The organism is Pantoea sp. BJ2 (assembly GCF_040255075.1).
Lineage (GTDB): Bacteria > Pseudomonadota > Gammaproteobacteria > Enterobacterales > Enterobacteriaceae > Pantoea > Pantoea leporis.
In genome coordinates this window covers 1,781,963-1,797,548 of the sequence record NZ_CP158292.1, presented here as the reverse complement: position 1 = coordinate 1,797,548, position 15,586 = coordinate 1,781,963, and the positions used below count along the sequence as shown (strand labels likewise).

Genomic DNA, 15,586 nt, shown 5'->3' with positions numbered 1-15,586 from the left:
ATATTAACGCTTCGTTACAGCGTCACCATTCTCATTCACTGGATAAATCCCTATACTGGATGCATCGACAGTTTTATGCAGCCAGGTTTCATCATGACGGCCGAAGGCCATATCATTTTTGCCATTGCCAGCGCCATTTTTGCCAAGCGCGCGGAGCTGACGCCAGTATTGGCCAGCGCCGACTGGTGGCATTTAGTGCCTGCTGCGCTGTTAACCTGCCTGCTGCCCGATATCGATCACCCTAAATCCGTGTTAGGCCAGCGCTTAAAGTGGCTATCGCATCCCATCGCCCGCATCTTTGGTCATCGCGGTTTTACCCACAGTTTGCTGGCGGTGGCGGTGAGTTTGTGGCTATTCCAGATCAATGTGCCCGCCGACTGGTTTCTTCCCGCCGACGTGCTGCAAGGCATGACGCTCGGCTATCTCAGCCATATTGTCGCCGATATGCTCACGCCCGCCGGCGTGCCGCTGCTGTGGCCCTGCCGCTGGCGCTTCCGTTTGCCCATCCTGAATAGTCAAAAAGGTAACCAGCTGGAGCGCGCACTTTGTCTGGCGCTGGTCGGTTATGCGTTGTGGTTCCCGCCCGGCATGCCCTCTTTTGGTGCCAACGGCTGGCCGGAGCAACTGTTCAATACGCTACAAAATGGCGTCGGTCGGTTGGTTAATGGTCAAAACGGTCAATAAGCAGTCGAATCAAGCGTTAAAGTTATAAAGCATTCTTTTTGGGTATAAGCCCGCCCCACGCTGAACTGATAACATTCCAAATATTCCCTAACGGGGACTTACTGTTTTTCGTGCCATCCCAGGATGGCGCGTCACACTCTGGAGTTGAGCATGGATTTTCCCCTCATTATTAATATCGTGGCGTTTATCGCACTACTGATTCTGCTGAATCGGATTGGCAACCAAAGCTGGAGCCTGTCCAAACGCGTGCTGACCGGTTTGGTTTTCGGTGTGGCCTTTGGTCTGGCTCTGCAAACCATCTATGGCGAAAACAGCCCAACCGTGAAAGCGTCGATTGGCTGGTTCAATATCGTCGGTAACGGCTACGTGCAATTGTTGCAGATGATCGTGATGCCGCTGGTGTTCGCCTCGATTCTGAGCGCGGTCGCACGTCTGCACAATGCCTCATCGCTGGGTAAAATCAGCGTGCTGACCATTGGCGTACTGCTGTTTACCACCGCGATTTCCGCGCTGGTCGGCGTGCTGGTGACCGGCCTGTTTGGCCTTAGCGCTGAAGGTCTGGTGCAAGGTGCGCAGGAAACCGCGCGTCTGAGCGCGATTCAGAGCAACTACGTGGGCAAAGTGGCTGATCTCAGCACGCCACAGCTGCTGCTCTCCTTCATTCCGAAAAACCCGTTTGCCGATCTGGCGGGCGCCAATCCCACCTCGATCATCAGCGTAGTGATTTTCGCCGCCTTCCTCGGTGTGGCGGCGCTGCAACTGCTGAAAGATGACAAGGTAAAAGGCGAGCGCGTACTGGTGGCGATCGATACCCTGCAATCCTGGGTCATGAAGCTGGTGCGTTTGATCATGAAGCTGACGCCGTACGGTGTGCTGGCGCTGATGACCAAAGTAGTAGCCGGTTCCAACCTGCAGGACATCATTAAGCTGGGTGGCTTTGTGGTGGCCTCTTATCTCGGTCTGGCGATCATGTTTGCCGTACACGCGCTGCTGCTGTCGGTTAACGGCATCAATCCAATGCGCTTCTTCCGTAAAGTATGGCCGGTGATCACCTTCGCCTTCACCAGCCGTTCCAGCGCCGCCAGTATTCCACTGAACGTGGAGACTCAAACGCGTCGCCTGGGCGTGCCAGAATCGATCGCCAGCTTCTCGGCGTCATTCGGTGCCACCATCGGCCAGAACGGCTGTGCCGGTCTCTATCCCACCATGCTGGCGGTGATGGTTGCGCCAACCGTGGGCATCAACCCGTTTGATCCAATGTGGATTGCAACGCTGGTAGGTATCGTGACGCTGAGTTCTGCCGGTGTGGCTGGCGTCGGCGGCGGTGCCACCTTCGCCGCGCTGATCGTGCTGCCGGCGATGGGCCTGCCGGTCACGCTGGTCGCGCTGCTGATCTCCATCGAACCGCTGATCGATATGGGCCGTACCGCGCTCAACGTTAATGGTTCAATGACCGCCGGTTCACTCACCAGCCGCTGGCTCGGATTGACCGACAAGAAAGTGCTGGAGAGCGACGAGCACGCCGAACTGGCACACCGCTAAATTGATGAGTTGCAACAACGGCAGATCGCAAGGTCTGCCGTTTTTTTATGCCTGCGATATGCCCCGTAAGATCTCCAATTATGACGACCTTCCCCGCTTTCCTCCCCAATTCAACCCAATCATGGCGCTAGCGTCAGGAAAGCGTTAAGCATGGTAAACAGAGGAAAAATCAGCCGCTTTTCGCTTGAGTTTTCGCTCAGGAAGGCCAATTCTGCAGTTAATCACAGCAGGAGAATCACCGATGAAAACAGTTATCGCCTCGGTGCTGGCGTTAACCTTATTAACACCAGCCATCAGTTTTGCCCATCCCGGCGGTTGGGGCCCCGGCCCAGGCCCGCATTGGGGTGGAGGTCCACGTTGGGGCGGTCCCGGCCCGCTGCGTTTCCTACCCGAAGCAGCAACCGCCGTTTTGCTGGGCGGTCTGACCTATTACATGCTGAACGGTAACTACTATCAGCGTCAGGGCGACACCTATGTGGTGGTGCAGCCGCCTGAAGCCCCGCCGGGCGGCGGTATGCGCGTGCTGGATTTCAACGGCAAGCGTTATTACGTGCAGGAAGGTCATTACTACCAGCGCGAGATCGGCGGCGAGTATATCGAAGTGCCGCGTCCTTACGGTTTATAAGCGCCACAACGAAAAACGGCCCGTCAATGACGGGCCGTTTCTTATTCTGCTGCGATTACTGAGCCGCTTGCGGATCGGTATCGTAGTCTTTACAGCTCTGGAAACCGTAGTTCATGACGCGACCGGTGTCGTTATAGCTAACGAAGTAGGTCTGCGGTTTGCCGTCGCGCTCGCCAATCACGTAAGTCTGGCAAGTACCGCGGGCGTGAACCATGGTGATTTCAGTAGACGCTGGTCCGGCAATCTGGCGAACCTGATCGCGCGTCATGCCTTTCTTAACATCCTTCACTACCGGCTTGGTTACGTAGCTTTCGGCTTTGTCATAAGTCGTACAACCAGACAGGGCTGCCAGCGTCATAGCGGCAGCGATACATCCCATCACTTTATTCATGTTGTTGTTCCTCGTTTTTTTGTCCGTGTGAAATTAGCCTGGAACATAAATCCAGATTTATCAACTTTATGGGATAAATTTAGCTAAATTCCGAAGCGTTAGGATTTGGTAAAAATGCTGTGTTGATGCGCTACGGTTCGTATAATCACCCGCGAAAAAATACCTATAGCAATGAATAAAGACAGAGGATTAATGACACCTGCACCTTCTCATCGGCTGGTTTATGCCATCACGCTGGGCCTGCTCGCTGCGCTCGGGCCACTTTGTATCGACCTTTACCTGCCGGCGCTGCCGGAGCTGGCGCGCGATCTGCACACCGAAACCGCCACGGCGCAGCTGAGCCTCACCGCTGGCTTGCTGGGTTTAGGTGCAGGTCAATTGCTGTTTGGGCCAATGAGCGACAAGTTTGGTCGCCTCCGTCCGCTGCTGTTATCGCTGGTGCTGCTGTTTATTGCCTCAATTGGCTGTGCGTTGGCAAAAGACATCCACTCGCTACTGGTGGCGCGTCTGTTTCAAGGTTTGGCAGGCGCCGGCGGCGCGGTGCTGTCGCGTGCCATTGCCCGAGATATGTACAGCGGCCATGAGCTGACGCGTTTCTTTGCACTGCTGATGCTGGTCAACGGTTTAGCGCCGATTGGTGCGCCGGTGCTGGGCGGCGCGTTGATGACGGTGCTTAACTGGCGCGGCATTTTCGTGGTGCTCGGCTGCATTGCCGTCCTGCTGATCTTCCTTGCCCGCCGGAAATTGCACGAAACTTTACCACCAGCGCGCCGCAGTCAGGGCTCGATCTTTTCCGCCTGGGCGGCGCTCGGCCAGGTCGTCACGCATCGGCAGTTTATGGGCTTCTGCCTGACGCAAGGTTTTATGATGTCCGGCATGTTTGCCTATATCGGCGCCTCGCCGTTTGTACTGCAACAGCTGTATGGCCTGACGCCGCAAGCCTTTAGCTTCTGCTTCGCTGCCAACGGCTTCGGCCTGATTATTGCATCACAAACCAGTGCGCGCCTCTGTCCGCTGTGGGGAGAATATCGCGTACTGAAAGGGGGCCTGACGCTGGCGTTTATTGCGTCGAGCTGCTTGCTGCTGGCGGGACTTACCGACGCAGCGCTGCCAGTTCTGCTGGTCGCGCTGTTCTTCACCATCGCCAGTAATGGCGTGATCGCCACCACCGCTTCTTCGCTGGCGATGCAGAGCCAGGGCCAGCGCGCGGGCAGCGCCTCGGCGGTGATTGGCGTCGGCATGTTCACCTTTGGTGCCATCAGCGTACCCATTACCGGCCTGGGCGGCACCTCGGTCGCGAGCATGACCGGCACCATCTTTGGCTGTTTTATGCTGGCGATCGTGTCGTTCAATCTGCTGGTGCAGAAGGCAAAAAACGTCTGATTTGCCAGCAAATAACCTGAACAACCAGCCGTGCGGCTTGTTGTTTGTGGGGAGAGGCGTTAGCTTTAGCAGATGATTCGCATTGTGCCGTCAGGCTACTGACTTGAGGAGAGGTTCATGTCACTGCAACAGGAAATCATTGAAGCCCTTGGTGTAAAACCGGTTATCGACCCGCAGCAGGAGATCCGCGTCAGCGTTGATTTTCTGAAGTCTTACCTGAAAGCCCATCCCTTTTTGAAAACGCTGGTACTCGGCATCAGCGGCGGCCAGGATTCGACACTGACCGGCATTTTGTCGCAAACCGCGATTCGCGAACTGCGTGAAGAGAGCGGCGATAACGATTACACCTTTATTGCCGTGCGTTTGCCGTATGGCGTGCAGGCCGATGAGCAGGATTGTCAGGATGCGCTGGCATTTATCCAACCCGATCGCACGCTGGTGGTGAACATCAAAGAAGCGATCCTGGCCAGCGAACGTGCGTTGAAAGATGCGGGTATTACGGTATCGGATTTCGTGCGCGGCAATGAAAAAGCGCGTGAGCGCATGAAAGCGCAGTATAGCATCGCCGGCATGACCAAAGGCGTGGTGGTCGGTACTGACCATGCGGCAGAGGCGATCACCGGATTCTTCACCAAGTACGGTGACGGCGGCAGCGACATCAACCCGATCTTCCGCCTGCATAAAGGCCAGGGCAAACAGCTGCTGAAAACGCTGGGCTGCCCGGAACACCTCTATCTCAAGCATCCTACTGCCGATTTGGAAGATGATCGTCCCGGCTTGCAGGATGAAGTGGCGCTCGGCGTGACTTATCAGCAAATCGATGCCTATCTGGAAGGCAAGACCATCGATGCCGCCGCAGCAAAAACCATCGAAGGCTGGTATCTGAAAACTGAGCACAAACGTCGTCCACCGATCACCGTGTTCGACGACTTCTGGAAGAAGTAAGTGCATGGCGTTTCCCGCCGTCCGGGCGGGAAACTTTCTCATCGCCGCTGACTGGCGAGAAAAAGCACAGTTTGATACACTGGATGAACAACCAGTAATTGGAGTGTGCTTTGGTCAGACGTGCAGCCAGCCACCGCCTCGATTTCGATGCGGCAGCCATCTATCAATATCCCGAACATCTACGTCAGTGGCTGGAAGGTTTACCCAACCAGCCGGGCGTCTATACCTTTCACGGTGAAAGCGAAAATCTGCCGCTGTATATCGGCAAAAGCGTCAACCTGCGCAGTCGGGTGATGGCGCATTTCCGGGCGCCGGATGAAGCCAAAATGCTGCGTCAGGCGCGGCGCGTCACCTGGATCCCCACCGCTGGCGACGTCGGCGCTCAGTTGCTGGAAGCGCAGATGATCAAAACGCAACAGCCGCTGTTTAATAAGCGCCTGCGTAAGAACCGCCAGCTCTGTTCGCTGCAGCTGGGCGACGGTGCGCCGCAGGTGGTGTATGCAAAGGATCTCGACTTCTCCCGCTCGCCCAATCTTTATGGCCTGTTTCGCAGTCGCTTTGCCGCGCTGGAGAAGCTAAAAGCCATCGCCGATGAGCAGCGCTTGTGCCACGGCTTGCTTGGGCTGGAGTCGTTGCGTCCGGGACGCGGCTGTTTTCGCGCTGCACTAAAACGCTGCGCCGGTGCCTGCTGTGGTAACGAGTCGGTTGCTGATCATCAGCAGCGCCTGCATGCGGCATTAGAGCAGATGCGCATTCAATGCTGGCCGTGGCAAGGCCCGGTTGGCATGGTGGAAACGGGGACAAACATTACGCAAATCCATGTGATCGATCACTGGTTCTGGCTGGGATCGGTCAGCAGCGAGGCCGAAGCGCGCCAGCTGCAGCGCGCCTCGCACGGCTTTGATCATGACGGCTACAAAATTCTCTGCCGTCCGCTGCTTTCTGGTGTGTTCCCGCTGATCGAGCTGTAAAACAAAACCGCCGAGGTTGCCCAAAGCATCAGATGCGATGGACAACCCCGGCGGTCTCTATTCCGTTAGCGAAAGAACTTATTCAGCATCAGCCGGCGGTGGTGGCGTTTTACCATCGTGCGGGCCTTTCTCAGTTAAGCGCTTCTCAAAGTTCGCGTTGTACTGTTTCTTCTGCTCTGGTGTCAGCACGTTGTAGATCTTGTTCTGAGTTTCCATCATCTGCAGCGCACGATCTTTGGCATTAGCCGTCATCTTCTCAGCCTGCACTTCGGCTTTCGCACGGTCAAAGGTATCGGAAGCGATGATGGCATGGTCAGCACGACGCTCTTCCAGCGACGGGCGTTTCATCTCTTTATGGCCATCACGCAGAATCGTTTTGATCTGCGCTTTCTGCGCATCGGTCAGGTTCAGACCTTTAAACATCATCTCCATACCGTGGTGGCGCATCGGCGGCTTATGCATCGGTTTTTCGCTGCCTGCTGGCGGCGGAGTCAGGTTGTCTGCCGCTGCATGGACGATATTTGCAGCACCAAAAGCCATTGCGGTAGCCAGGAACACAGAAGTTAATTTACGCATAATATTGTCCTTACTTATCAGTTTAATGACGACAGCCTGTGTCGCGTCTTCGGAAACAAGCATACGACGCTGAACGTCAACTACTCAGAGGCTGAGTAAAGCCCTGAAAGCATAAAAGACAGAGATCAGGCAATCATGGAGAGAAAGAGAAGAAATGCGTGAGGAATTGAAAAAGTTTATGACAATCAAGGGAAAAACGCAGGAATTAAGGAGGAGTGTAACGGTATTGTCGGTTTTCAGGAAGGGAAATGTCGGCGCGTTGATGCCCTCACCCTGGCCCTCTCCCACCGGAAGATGGAAACGCTGCCACATGTCACTCAATCCAAATATTCGCTCGTTCGGCTCCCTCTCCCGCCTGCGGGAGAGGGTTAGGGTGAGGGAAAATCACAACGCCAGCGCCTGCGTCTGTTCATTCTCCTCTACCAGCATCAGCCCCGCGCGCAATCCTGGCGCGACATTCGGATTGGGAAACAGCACATACTCGCGCGCCTGCTGCACGTAGTAACGCCGGTCACCCTCCTCCGCCAGCAGCGTGCCCTGCGGGAAAGCGGTGAAGTTCAGCGTCTCCGGCCCCATGTGCAACACAAACTTATCGCCGTGCCGGGTCAGCTGTTGCGCCACGCGATAATGGCGAGGCTGCTCACGCACCTCCGGCAAGGCATCGCCATACAGCAACGCCGCCAGCGCCCGCTGTACGCCAGCAAACTGGCTTAAATCGTTCTCACCAAACGGCAAAGCCTTGCCCAGCTCCAGCGTGCAGCTCGCCGCATTATGGTGCTCGCAGCTGTAATGGGTGAAGGTGCCGCCCGGTGAACGATGGAACACCAGCGCCTCCATTTCTGCCGCGGCCAGCCAGTGCATAAACGCCTCGGGCCACGGATTGGGATTCAGCGGCATTACGCCAAAACGCGCATGATACGAGCCGCGAATCGCGGTATGCAGATCGAGGTGCCAGCGCACTTCATGATCGAGACAGGCGCGCCAGAAACTCTCCAGCTCCTGCTCCAGCTGCAGCACGCGCTGCGCTTCGGGTACATCGGCCACCTGCTGCCAGCGTCCACCAAACAGGCGATTGATATCATGTTGCTGATAGCGCTTGCCGCTGCGCAACGCGGCGGGATTACCCAAAATCACCAGCAAGCGCACTGCCAGCGGCTTCTCACCTTTTAAGAGTGGCGTCAGCAACAGATTGAGAATCTCAACCGGCGCGGTTTCATTGCCGTGAATGCCCGCAGAGAGCACCAGCGCCTGCTGTGTGGGCGTATGCGGCGTGAGGGACATCAGTCCCTCGTTGTGCCATTGCCAACTGAGATGATCGTTGCTGCCCTCTCTTTGCTGTGGCGGCTCACCAGACAAGGTCTGCTGTAAAAAATCCTGCATGTTCACTCCTTTTTAACGACGTGGGGCGAACCTCTCACCCCGGCGTTAACGCTGAAACGCGTAGACACTGCCTAAGTCTAGCAGCTTCGTCAGCTCATCCAGCGCGGTGCGCCCTTCACGCAGCAGTTGCGGGTCGGCTAAATCGGCCTGAGTTAAGCGATCGCGGTAGTGGCGATCCACCCAATCGTTGAGCGTGGCAAACAGGCGATCGTTCATCAGTACCGCCGGATTCAGCGCCTGACGCTCGGTTTCGGTTAACACCACGCGCAGACGCAAACAGGCCGGACCGCCACCGTTAAACATGCTTTCACGCAGATCGAAAACTTTCAGTTCACGGATCGGCCCGCCGCTCTCCACCAGCTCGGTAAGATAACGCCACACGCCTGTATGCTGGCGTGACTCTTCTGGCAGCACCAGCAGCATACCGCCGTCGGCGCGCTGCAACAGCTGGCTATTAAACAGATAGGTGTTGACCGCATCGGTTACCGATACTTTATCGCGCGGCACTTCAATCGGCTGGAAACCGCTAACGCGGGCGGCGATGTCACTCAGCAACTGCGGCTGGTTCACAAAGGCATCCTGATGGCAGAACAGCACCTGCTGATTGCTCACCGCAATCACATCGTTATGAAACACGCCCTGATCAATCACCGCTGGATTTTGCTGAGCAAACAGCGTGCGTTGCGCATCGAGCTGATGCAACCGCGCCACCGCTTCGCTGGCTTCCCGCGTTTGACGCGCTGGATAACGTGCTGGCGTTGCGCCCTGCTGCTGACCATCACGGCCATAAATAAACAGCTGCACGCCCGCATCACCGTAATCACTGCCGAAACGATTGTGATTGGCCGCGCCCTCATCACCAAACTGCGCCACCTGCGGCAGCGCATCGTGCACGCAGAAGTGCTGCGGATGACGGAAAATCGCGCGCAGCAGATCGGCAGTTTCCGGTGCCTCGATGGCGCGATGGAATTTGTTATTCAGATTGGCGACGGTGAAATGCACGCGACCATCGGCGCTATCCGCCGACGGCGACACAGTGGCGGCATTCGCCACCCACATCGCTGAGGCTGAGCTGGCCGCCGACAGCAGCTGCGGCGCGTGCTTAGCCGCCTGCGCCAGCACCTGTTCATCGCTGCCGCCAAAGCCGAGCTGGCGCAGCAGCGGCAGATTAGGACGTTCGTGCGGCGGGATCACGCCCTGTACGTAGCCCATATCCGCCAGCGCTTTCATCTTCAGCAAACCCTGCTTCGCCGCCAGACGCGGGTTTGAGGGCTGCAGCTGATTGCGCGTCGAGGCTTCGTTACCAAACGACAATCCCGCGTAATGATGTGTCAGGCCGACCAGCCCATCAAAGTTCGCTTCAAATGCTTGCATTATTTCGCCCCCTGCGCGGAGAAATCGAGGCCCGGCGCTAAGCTGCCCGGCAGCGCCAGGCTTGGGCTCTCCAGCGACGCCATTGGCCATGCACAGTAATCGGCGGCGTACCATGCGCTGGCACGATGATTTCCGGATGCGCCAATGCCACCAAAGGGGGCGGTGCTGGCCGCGCCGGTCAGCGGTTTGTTCCAGTTAACGATACCGGCGCGCGCCTCCAGCAATAGCTGATCAAACTGCGCGCGCTGCGGCGAAATCAGACCGCACGACAAGCCATAGCGGGTATTATTGGCGATAGCAATCGCCTGCTCGAAGCTGTCGTAACGAATCACCTGCAGCAACGGACCGAAGACTTCTTCATCCGCTAAATCATGCACTCCGGTCACATCAATGATGCCCGGCGTGATGATGGCGCTGTCGCGATCCGGCCAGTGCATGCCGAGCAACACTTTCCCGCCCTTTTCCACCTGCTGCTGCCAGGCAGCAAAAATATGTCCAGCGGCGGCAGGGGAAATCACGCTGCCCATAAACGGCTGCGGTTCGGCATTCCACGCGCCAGGCTGCAAGCGCGCGCTAACCTCAACCAAACGCTGCAGGAAGGCATCGCCCGCCGCACCGCGCCTCACCAGCAGACGACGCGCACAGGTGCAGCGCTGTCCGGCGGTAATAAAGGCCGACTGAATGGCGATGTGTACCGCACCATCGAGATCCGCAGGATCTTCAACAATCAACGCATTGTTGCCGCCCATCTCCAGCGCCAGCATTTTTTCTGGCTGTCCGGCGAACTGACGATGCAGGTGATAGCCGGTGGCGGCGCTGCCGGTAAACAGCAGACCATCAATTTGTGCCGCATTGGCCAGCGCCTGGCCGGTTTCACGACCGCCCTGCAGCAGCGCCATTACGCCCGCCGGTAAACCCGCTTGCTGCCACAGCTGCACGGTTTTCTCCGCCGTCAGCGGCGTCAGCTCGCTCGGCTTAAACACCACGCAGTTACCCGCCAGCAAAGCTGGCACAATATGGCCGTTCGGCAGATGGCCAGGAAAATTATACGGACCAAACACCGCCAGCACGCCGTGCGGACGATGGCGCAGCGAGCTCTCGCCATCGGCCTGTTCGCCGGTGCGGCTGTGATAGGCCTTAATCGAGATGGCGATTTTGTTGATCATCGCCTGCACTTCGGTCAGCGTTTCCCAGCGCGGCTTGCCCGTTTCCTGGGCGATGGTTTCCGCCAGCGCGTTTTTGTGGCTTTCAAGCAGACGGGCAAACTCTTCCACCAGCGCCTGACGCTCCGCAAACGGTTTTCTCGCCCACTGCGGGAACGCCGCGCGCGCCGCTTCGCAGGCCGCAGCCACTTGTGCTGCCGATGCCGCTTTGCCCTGCCACAGCGTTTCGCCGGTTACCGGATTGTGTTTGCTCAGGGCGTCAGCGCCGCCGGTCACCCATTGACCTTGAATAAAATGCGTCATGCTTTTTTCTCCTCGCGACACAGCGTGACCACACGCAGTTGATCGCCAATGTTGCAATGCAGCGCCGCGCGCTGGCTTTCAGTCAGTTTTACCGTGCCGGATGTCATATCCACCGGCAGCAACGCCACGCGGAAATGCTGGTAATCCGCGTTGGCCACCAGACACAGCGGCCAGCTTTCATCGGCTGCACCGCTCTCAGCGGTTAACTGGCGACTCTTGCGAATGGCACGAATGCGATCGATTTCGCACTCCAGCGTCGGGCCGCCGTCGAAGATGTCGACATAGTTGAGATAGCGGAAACCTTCCGCCTCCAGCACCGCACGCGCGGGCGCAGTTTTCGGATGGACTTCGCCAATCACTTTTTGCGCCGCTTCAGACAGGTAATGAATGTAGAGCGGATGTTTGGGCATCAGCTCGGCGATAAAGGCTTTTTGCCCGGTGCCGCTCAGAAAGTCGGCTTTGCTGAACTCCATCGAGAAGAAGCGGCTGCCGACGCTGTCCCAGAATGGCGAGTGGCCATTGTCATCACTGACGCCACGCATCTCCGCCACCACATGTTGCATAAAGCGGTCGCGGAAGTTGGCCATAAACAGAAAGCGCGATTTCGACAGCAGATGGCCATTTTTTCCATCGCGGTAATCGGGATCGAGGAACAGCGTGCAGAGTTCGCTGCTGCCGGTGTGATCGTTGCTCAGCGACAGCGTCGGCAGGCTGGCATACACGTTCAGCTCTTTCGAAGCGTGCACCTGTGTGCCAACGCGGAAGTTGTACCAGGGATCCTGCAAACCCACCGCCGCTTCGATGGCGCAAATGCCGACGGCGCGATTATCCTCGCTGTCGGCCAGCACAAACACATAGCCTTGTTCGGCAGGCGGTAACGCGCCTTGCCAGGTGAGCAGCGAACGCTCAATACGGGCTTTAAGCGTTTCGCTATCCGCGGGCAGCGAGGTTAAGCCACCCCCGGTTTTGCCCGCCAGCGACAACAACTGCGAGAGATCGTCACGTTCGACGGGGCGAATCACCATCATGATGTGGCTCCTTTGAGCACGCGTTCACAGGCACGTTCGAAACGCGCCAAACCTTCTTTAACTTCGCGCTCGCTGATGTTCAGCGCTGGCGCAAAACGTACCACGTTGGCACCTGCTATCAGCACCATTACGCCCTCTTCGGCCGCGGTGAGGTTGAACTGTTTGGCTTTACCGGCGAAATCGTCGTTTAGCACGGCGCCAATCAACAGACCCAACCCGCGCACTTCTTTAAATACCGGCAGACGCTTGTTCAGTTCCTGCAACGCCGTAACAAACCATTGATGACGCTCAGCCACGCCGGCCATAAATTCCGGCTGATTAATCAGTTCCATCACTTTACCCGCGACTGCGCCCGCCAGCGGGTTGCCGCCGTAGGTGGTGCCGTGCGTGCCCACGCCCATCACCTGCGCCAGATCTTCACGCGTCAGCATTGCGCCAATCGGGAAGCCGCCACCCAGCGCTTTGGCGGTGGTCAATACATCCGGGGTCACGCCGTAATGCATATAGGCATATAGCGAACCGGTGCGACCCACGCCGCTCTGCACTTCATCAAAAATCAGCAGCGCATGATGTTTATCGCAGAGTTCACGCAGTCCGCGCAGGAAAGCGGGATCGGCTGGCAGGACGCCGCCTTCACCCTGAATCGGCTCGACGATCACCGCGCAGGTTTGGTCATTGATCAGCGCGGCCGCCGAGGCCAGATCGTTGAAATTAGCGTGTTCGACCGCCGGCGGTAGCGGCGCAAAATCACGGGAATAGGCCGGTTGTCCGCCTGCTGTCACGGTAAACAGCGTGCGACCGTGAAAAGCATTATTAAAAGCAACGATGCCATTTTTCTCAGCACCGAAACGGTCGTGTGCGGTTTTACGTGCCAGTTTCAGCGCCGCTTCATTCGCTTCAGCGCCGGAGTTACAGAAAAACACGCGATCGGCAAAAGTAGCATCAATCAACTGTTTAGCGAGACGCAGGATAGGTTCATTGGTATAGCCATTTCCGGTATGCCACAGTTTGCCGGCCTGTTCGATCAGCGCCTGCTGCAACGCCGGATGCGCATGTCCCAATGCGTTAACCGCAATGCCACCGGCAAAATCGATATACTCTTTGCCTTGCTGATCCCACAGCGTTGAACCTTCCGCGCGGACCGGAACAAAAGCCGCGGGTGCATAAACTGGCATCATCCATTGATCGAAATTCTGACGTGAAACCTGCAGTGACATAGCCCTTTCTCCTGCTCCACACCCGGTGAAGCCTTTTGTTTTGAAATTGTTAAAAATGTTAAGTGGCAGCTCTACTGTATATTGCAGATAGCGTGCCAGCCAGCCGCAAAATTGCATAACCGTCTTACCACTACGGAATATCAATAACTTAACAGGTACTGATATTCACTTTAATTGCATAAAAAGTGAATATCAGTCTGATGCAGGCTGAATAGCAGTAATTTATTTAGCGGATTTATGCATCGGCAAAATGAAATATTGCTTTTGTGATCGGGCAGGAAATATTTCGCCAAATTAATGCGATAAACGCACTTTTTTGGGGCGCAATGTGCCTGATTGGTGCAGGAAAGTGATAGCGCGGTGCAAATTTAGCATGGCGCGAATTAATCGGGTTTTAACATTTCCCTCACTGAATTGAATATTATTTCGCCAGTTCATTGTTAAGCGAAAAGCTAAATAACATTTTGTGACCAAGGTTATTATCAGAACAGAAATAAAAGGACACAAAGCCATGAAGGCGATAATTACTCTGCTAATGATTAGCTGGATTCAGATATTTGCTATTGAACAATAATGCATAGGCTTGTGCTATTTCACGAACAAGCTACTGATTTTATTTACGCATCTTTAAATTTAAAGTTATTCAATAAAATCATACAGATAAATATTAAAATCATCATTACACATGTTGTCTTATGGATAAGTTTAACCAATACAAAATTCCACATAATGGAATTTAAGATTAAAAATCACACAAAAAGTTAACTAGAAATATTTAGTTACATATATTGCACTGTCGATCTTGAACCTTTTGTGTCATTTTCTTTTCACCCCGCAGATGGGGACAAAATTAAAAAATATCACAGGGTAAAAATTAAATGATGAAGCGCTCCTTACTGGCAGCAGTGATGCCTTTACTGCTGGGACTTTCTTCGGCTCAGGCCGCCGAAATCTATAACAAAGATGGCAACAAGCTGGACCTGACTGGCAAAATTAACGTCTCGCATCTGTTCTCCGATAACGAAGGGTCAAATGGTGATACCTCGTCTTATACCCGTATTGGTTTTAAAGGCGAAACCAAGATCAACGATCAACTAACCGGCTACGGTCAATGGCAGTACCAGTACAGCCTGAGCAACTCTGAAGGCAGCGATGCCAACAGCGGTAACAGAACCCGCCTGGGCTTTGCTGGCCTGAAGTTTGGTCAGTTCGGCTCGATCGATTACGGTCGTAACTACGGTTTAATTTATGACGTGCTGGGCTACACCGATATGCTGCCCTTCTTTGGTGGCGATCAAGGTTACTCTGATGGGTTCCTGTCCAGCCGCTCAGGTGGCGTGTTGACCTGGCGCAACAAAGATTTCTTCGGTCTGGTGAAAGGCTGGAACGTTGCTGCTCAGTATGAAGGGAAAAACGATCGTAACGATGCAAACATTGCCGTACGCCGTTCGAATGGTGATGGCTTCGCCCTCTCCACTTCTTATGATTTCGATTTCGGTCTGAGCCTGGTTGGCGCTTACGCGAGCCTGGATCGTACCAATACGCAGAACCAGGCCTTACGTGGCGAAGGCGAGAAAGCACAGCACTGGACTGCGGGCCTGAAATACGATGCGAACCAGATTTACCTGGCAACCATGTACGGCGAAACGCTCAACGCAACCCCAATCACTGGTGGCTTCGCTAACAAAGCCGTTAACTTTGAAGCCGTTGCGCAGTATCAGTTCATTAACGGACTGCGTCCTTCAATCGGCTATGTTTCATCGAAAGGCAAAGAGATTGAAAATATTGGTGATGTCGATCTCACCAAATACGTCGCTGTAGGTGGAACCTACTACTTCAACAAAAACATGTCTGTGTATGCTGAATACAAGATCAACCTGTTGAAAGATGATAATGCGTTGGGCATCGCTTCTGATGATGTCACCGCTGTGGGTCTGATTTACCAGTTCTAAGTGGCAATACCCTCATGGCTGTTCGGCTAGTGTCGGCTGAATATGCGCAAAG

14 protein-coding genes are annotated in these 15,586 nt (G+C 55.4%); 7 read left to right on the top strand and 7 right to left on the bottom strand.

Going from position 1 to position 15,586, the window contains the following annotated elements; translation table 11 throughout:
• Positions 1–93 precede the first annotated feature (93 nt).
• The 3 genes from AAF463_RS08275 to AAF463_RS08265 all read left to right on the top strand — a co-directional run bounded on the left by AAF463_RS08275 (position 94) and on the right by AAF463_RS08265 (position 2,851).
• Positions 94–684 carry a metal-dependent hydrolase gene (locus tag AAF463_RS08275; protein ID WP_192413536.1) on the top strand — a complete coding sequence of 197 codons (591 nt, stop codon included), beginning with the start codon at positions 94–96 and terminating at the stop codon, positions 682–684.
• Between the two features lie 150 nt (positions 685–834).
• Positions 835–2,226: an L-cystine transporter gene (locus tag AAF463_RS08270; protein WP_008102914.1), complete on the top strand. Its 1,392-nt coding sequence runs from the start codon at positions 835–837 to the stop codon at positions 2,224–2,226.
• Between the two features lie 241 nt (positions 2,227–2,467).
• Positions 2,468–2,851, top strand: a complete 384-nt coding sequence (locus tag AAF463_RS08265; protein WP_101764583.1) for a DUF6515 family protein — start codon at positions 2,468–2,470, stop codon at positions 2,849–2,851.
• Between the two features lie 55 nt (positions 2,852–2,906).
• Here AAF463_RS08265 and osmE read toward each other — a convergent pair whose 3' ends face one another.
• Positions 2,907–3,242 carry an osmotically-inducible lipoprotein OsmE gene (osmE, locus tag AAF463_RS08260; protein ID WP_007892614.1) on the bottom strand — a complete coding sequence of 112 codons (336 nt, stop codon included), beginning with the start codon at positions 3,240–3,242 and terminating at the stop codon, positions 2,907–2,909.
• 192 nt (positions 3,243–3,434) lie between these two features.
• Here osmE and AAF463_RS08255 point away from each other — a divergent pair, with 192 nt between their 5' ends.
• The 3 genes from AAF463_RS08255 to cho all read left to right on the top strand — a co-directional run bounded on the left by AAF463_RS08255 (position 3,435) and on the right by cho (position 6,541).
• On the top strand, positions 3,435–4,625 hold the full coding sequence (locus AAF463_RS08255) for a multidrug effflux MFS transporter (RefSeq protein ID WP_350261841.1): 1,191 nt from the start codon (positions 3,435–3,437) through the stop codon (positions 4,623–4,625).
• Between the two features lie 117 nt (positions 4,626–4,742).
• Positions 4,743–5,570: an ammonia-dependent NAD(+) synthetase gene (gene nadE, locus AAF463_RS08250; RefSeq protein WP_101764585.1), complete on the top strand. Its 828-nt coding sequence runs from the start codon at positions 4,743–4,745 to the stop codon at positions 5,568–5,570.
• 110 nt (positions 5,571–5,680) lie between these two features.
• The gene (gene cho, locus AAF463_RS08245) at positions 5,681–6,541 is read left to right on the top strand and encodes an excinuclease Cho (protein ID WP_110866006.1); all 861 of its coding nucleotides are present in this window, start codon (positions 5,681–5,683) and stop codon (positions 6,539–6,541) included.
• Positions 6,542–6,619: 78 nt separating this feature from the next.
• Here cho and spy read toward each other — a convergent pair whose 3' ends face one another.
• The 6 genes from spy to AAF463_RS08215 form a co-directional block, all read right to left on the bottom strand.
• Entirely contained in the window at positions 6,620–7,117 is a 498-nt protein-coding gene (gene spy / locus AAF463_RS08240; RefSeq protein WP_110866005.1) for an ATP-independent periplasmic protein-refolding chaperone Spy, read from the bottom strand.
• Positions 7,118–7,501: 384 nt separating this feature from the next.
• Positions 7,502–8,497 carry a succinylglutamate desuccinylase gene (gene astE / locus AAF463_RS08235; RefSeq protein ID WP_101764588.1) on the bottom strand — a complete coding sequence of 332 codons (996 nt, stop codon included), beginning with the start codon at positions 8,495–8,497 and terminating at the stop codon, positions 7,502–7,504.
• 45 nt (positions 8,498–8,542) lie between these two features.
• Positions 8,543–9,871, bottom strand: a complete 1,329-nt coding sequence (astB, locus tag AAF463_RS08230) for an N-succinylarginine dihydrolase (RefSeq protein ID WP_192233617.1) — start codon at positions 9,869–9,871, stop codon at positions 8,543–8,545.
• Positions 9,871–11,337 carry a succinylglutamate-semialdehyde dehydrogenase gene (gene astD, locus AAF463_RS08225; protein ID WP_350261840.1) on the bottom strand — a complete coding sequence of 489 codons (1,467 nt, stop codon included), beginning with the start codon at positions 11,335–11,337 and terminating at the stop codon, positions 9,871–9,873. The genes astB and astD overlap by 1 nt, the downstream gene beginning before the upstream one ends.
• Entirely contained in the window at positions 11,334–12,365 is a 1,032-nt protein-coding gene (gene astA, locus AAF463_RS08220; protein ID WP_110866002.1) for an arginine N-succinyltransferase, read from the bottom strand. Before astA ends, astD begins: the two co-directional genes overlap by 4 nt.
• Positions 12,362–13,582 carry an aspartate aminotransferase family protein gene (locus tag AAF463_RS08215; protein WP_110866001.1) on the bottom strand — a complete coding sequence of 407 codons (1,221 nt, stop codon included), beginning with the start codon at positions 13,580–13,582 and terminating at the stop codon, positions 12,362–12,364. Before AAF463_RS08215 ends, astA begins: the two co-directional genes overlap by 4 nt.
• Positions 13,583–14,460: 878 nt before the next feature.
• Between AAF463_RS08215 and AAF463_RS08210 the strand changes: the two genes are divergently transcribed.
• Positions 14,461–15,534 carry a porin gene (locus tag AAF463_RS08210; RefSeq protein WP_101764594.1) on the top strand — a complete coding sequence of 358 codons (1,074 nt, stop codon included), beginning with the start codon at positions 14,461–14,463 and terminating at the stop codon, positions 15,532–15,534.
• Positions 15,535–15,586 lie beyond the last annotated feature (52 nt).

What these genes read in the sequence shown, in the direction of transcription:
- astD (WP_350261840.1), bottom strand. Translation starts at nt 11,337, where the DNA reads ATGACGCATTTTATTCAAGGTCAATGGGTGACCGGCGGCGCTGACGCC.
- astA (WP_110866002.1), bottom strand. Translation starts at nt 12,365, where the DNA reads ATGATGGTGATTCGCCCCGTCGAACGTGACGATCTCTCGCAGTTGTTG.
- astE (WP_101764588.1), bottom strand. Translation starts at nt 8,497, where the DNA reads ATGCAGGATTTTTTACAGCAGACCTTGTCTGGTGAGCCGCCACAGCAA.
- AAF463_RS08255 (WP_350261841.1), top strand. Translation starts at nt 3,435, where the DNA reads ATGACACCTGCACCTTCTCATCGGCTGGTTTATGCCATCACGCTGGGC.
- AAF463_RS08215 (WP_110866001.1), bottom strand. Translation starts at nt 13,582, where the DNA reads ATGTCACTGCAGGTTTCACGTCAGAATTTCGATCAATGGATGATGCCA.
- osmE (WP_007892614.1), bottom strand. Translation starts at nt 3,242, where the DNA reads ATGAATAAAGTGATGGGATGTATCGCTGCCGCTATGACGCTGGCAGCC.
- AAF463_RS08210 (WP_101764594.1), top strand. Translation starts at nt 14,461, where the DNA reads ATGATGAAGCGCTCCTTACTGGCAGCAGTGATGCCTTTACTGCTGGGA.
- spy (WP_110866005.1), bottom strand. Translation starts at nt 7,117, where the DNA reads ATGCGTAAATTAACTTCTGTGTTCCTGGCTACCGCAATGGCTTTTGGT.
- AAF463_RS08265 (WP_101764583.1), top strand. Translation starts at nt 2,468, where the DNA reads ATGAAAACAGTTATCGCCTCGGTGCTGGCGTTAACCTTATTAACACCA.
- astB (WP_192233617.1), bottom strand. Translation starts at nt 9,871, where the DNA reads ATGCAAGCATTTGAAGCGAACTTTGATGGGCTGGTCGGCCTGACACAT.
- AAF463_RS08270 (WP_008102914.1), top strand. Translation starts at nt 835, where the DNA reads ATGGATTTTCCCCTCATTATTAATATCGTGGCGTTTATCGCACTACTG.
- nadE (WP_101764585.1), top strand. Translation starts at nt 4,743, where the DNA reads ATGTCACTGCAACAGGAAATCATTGAAGCCCTTGGTGTAAAACCGGTT.
- AAF463_RS08275 (WP_192413536.1), top strand. Translation starts at nt 94, where the DNA reads ATGACGGCCGAAGGCCATATCATTTTTGCCATTGCCAGCGCCATTTTT.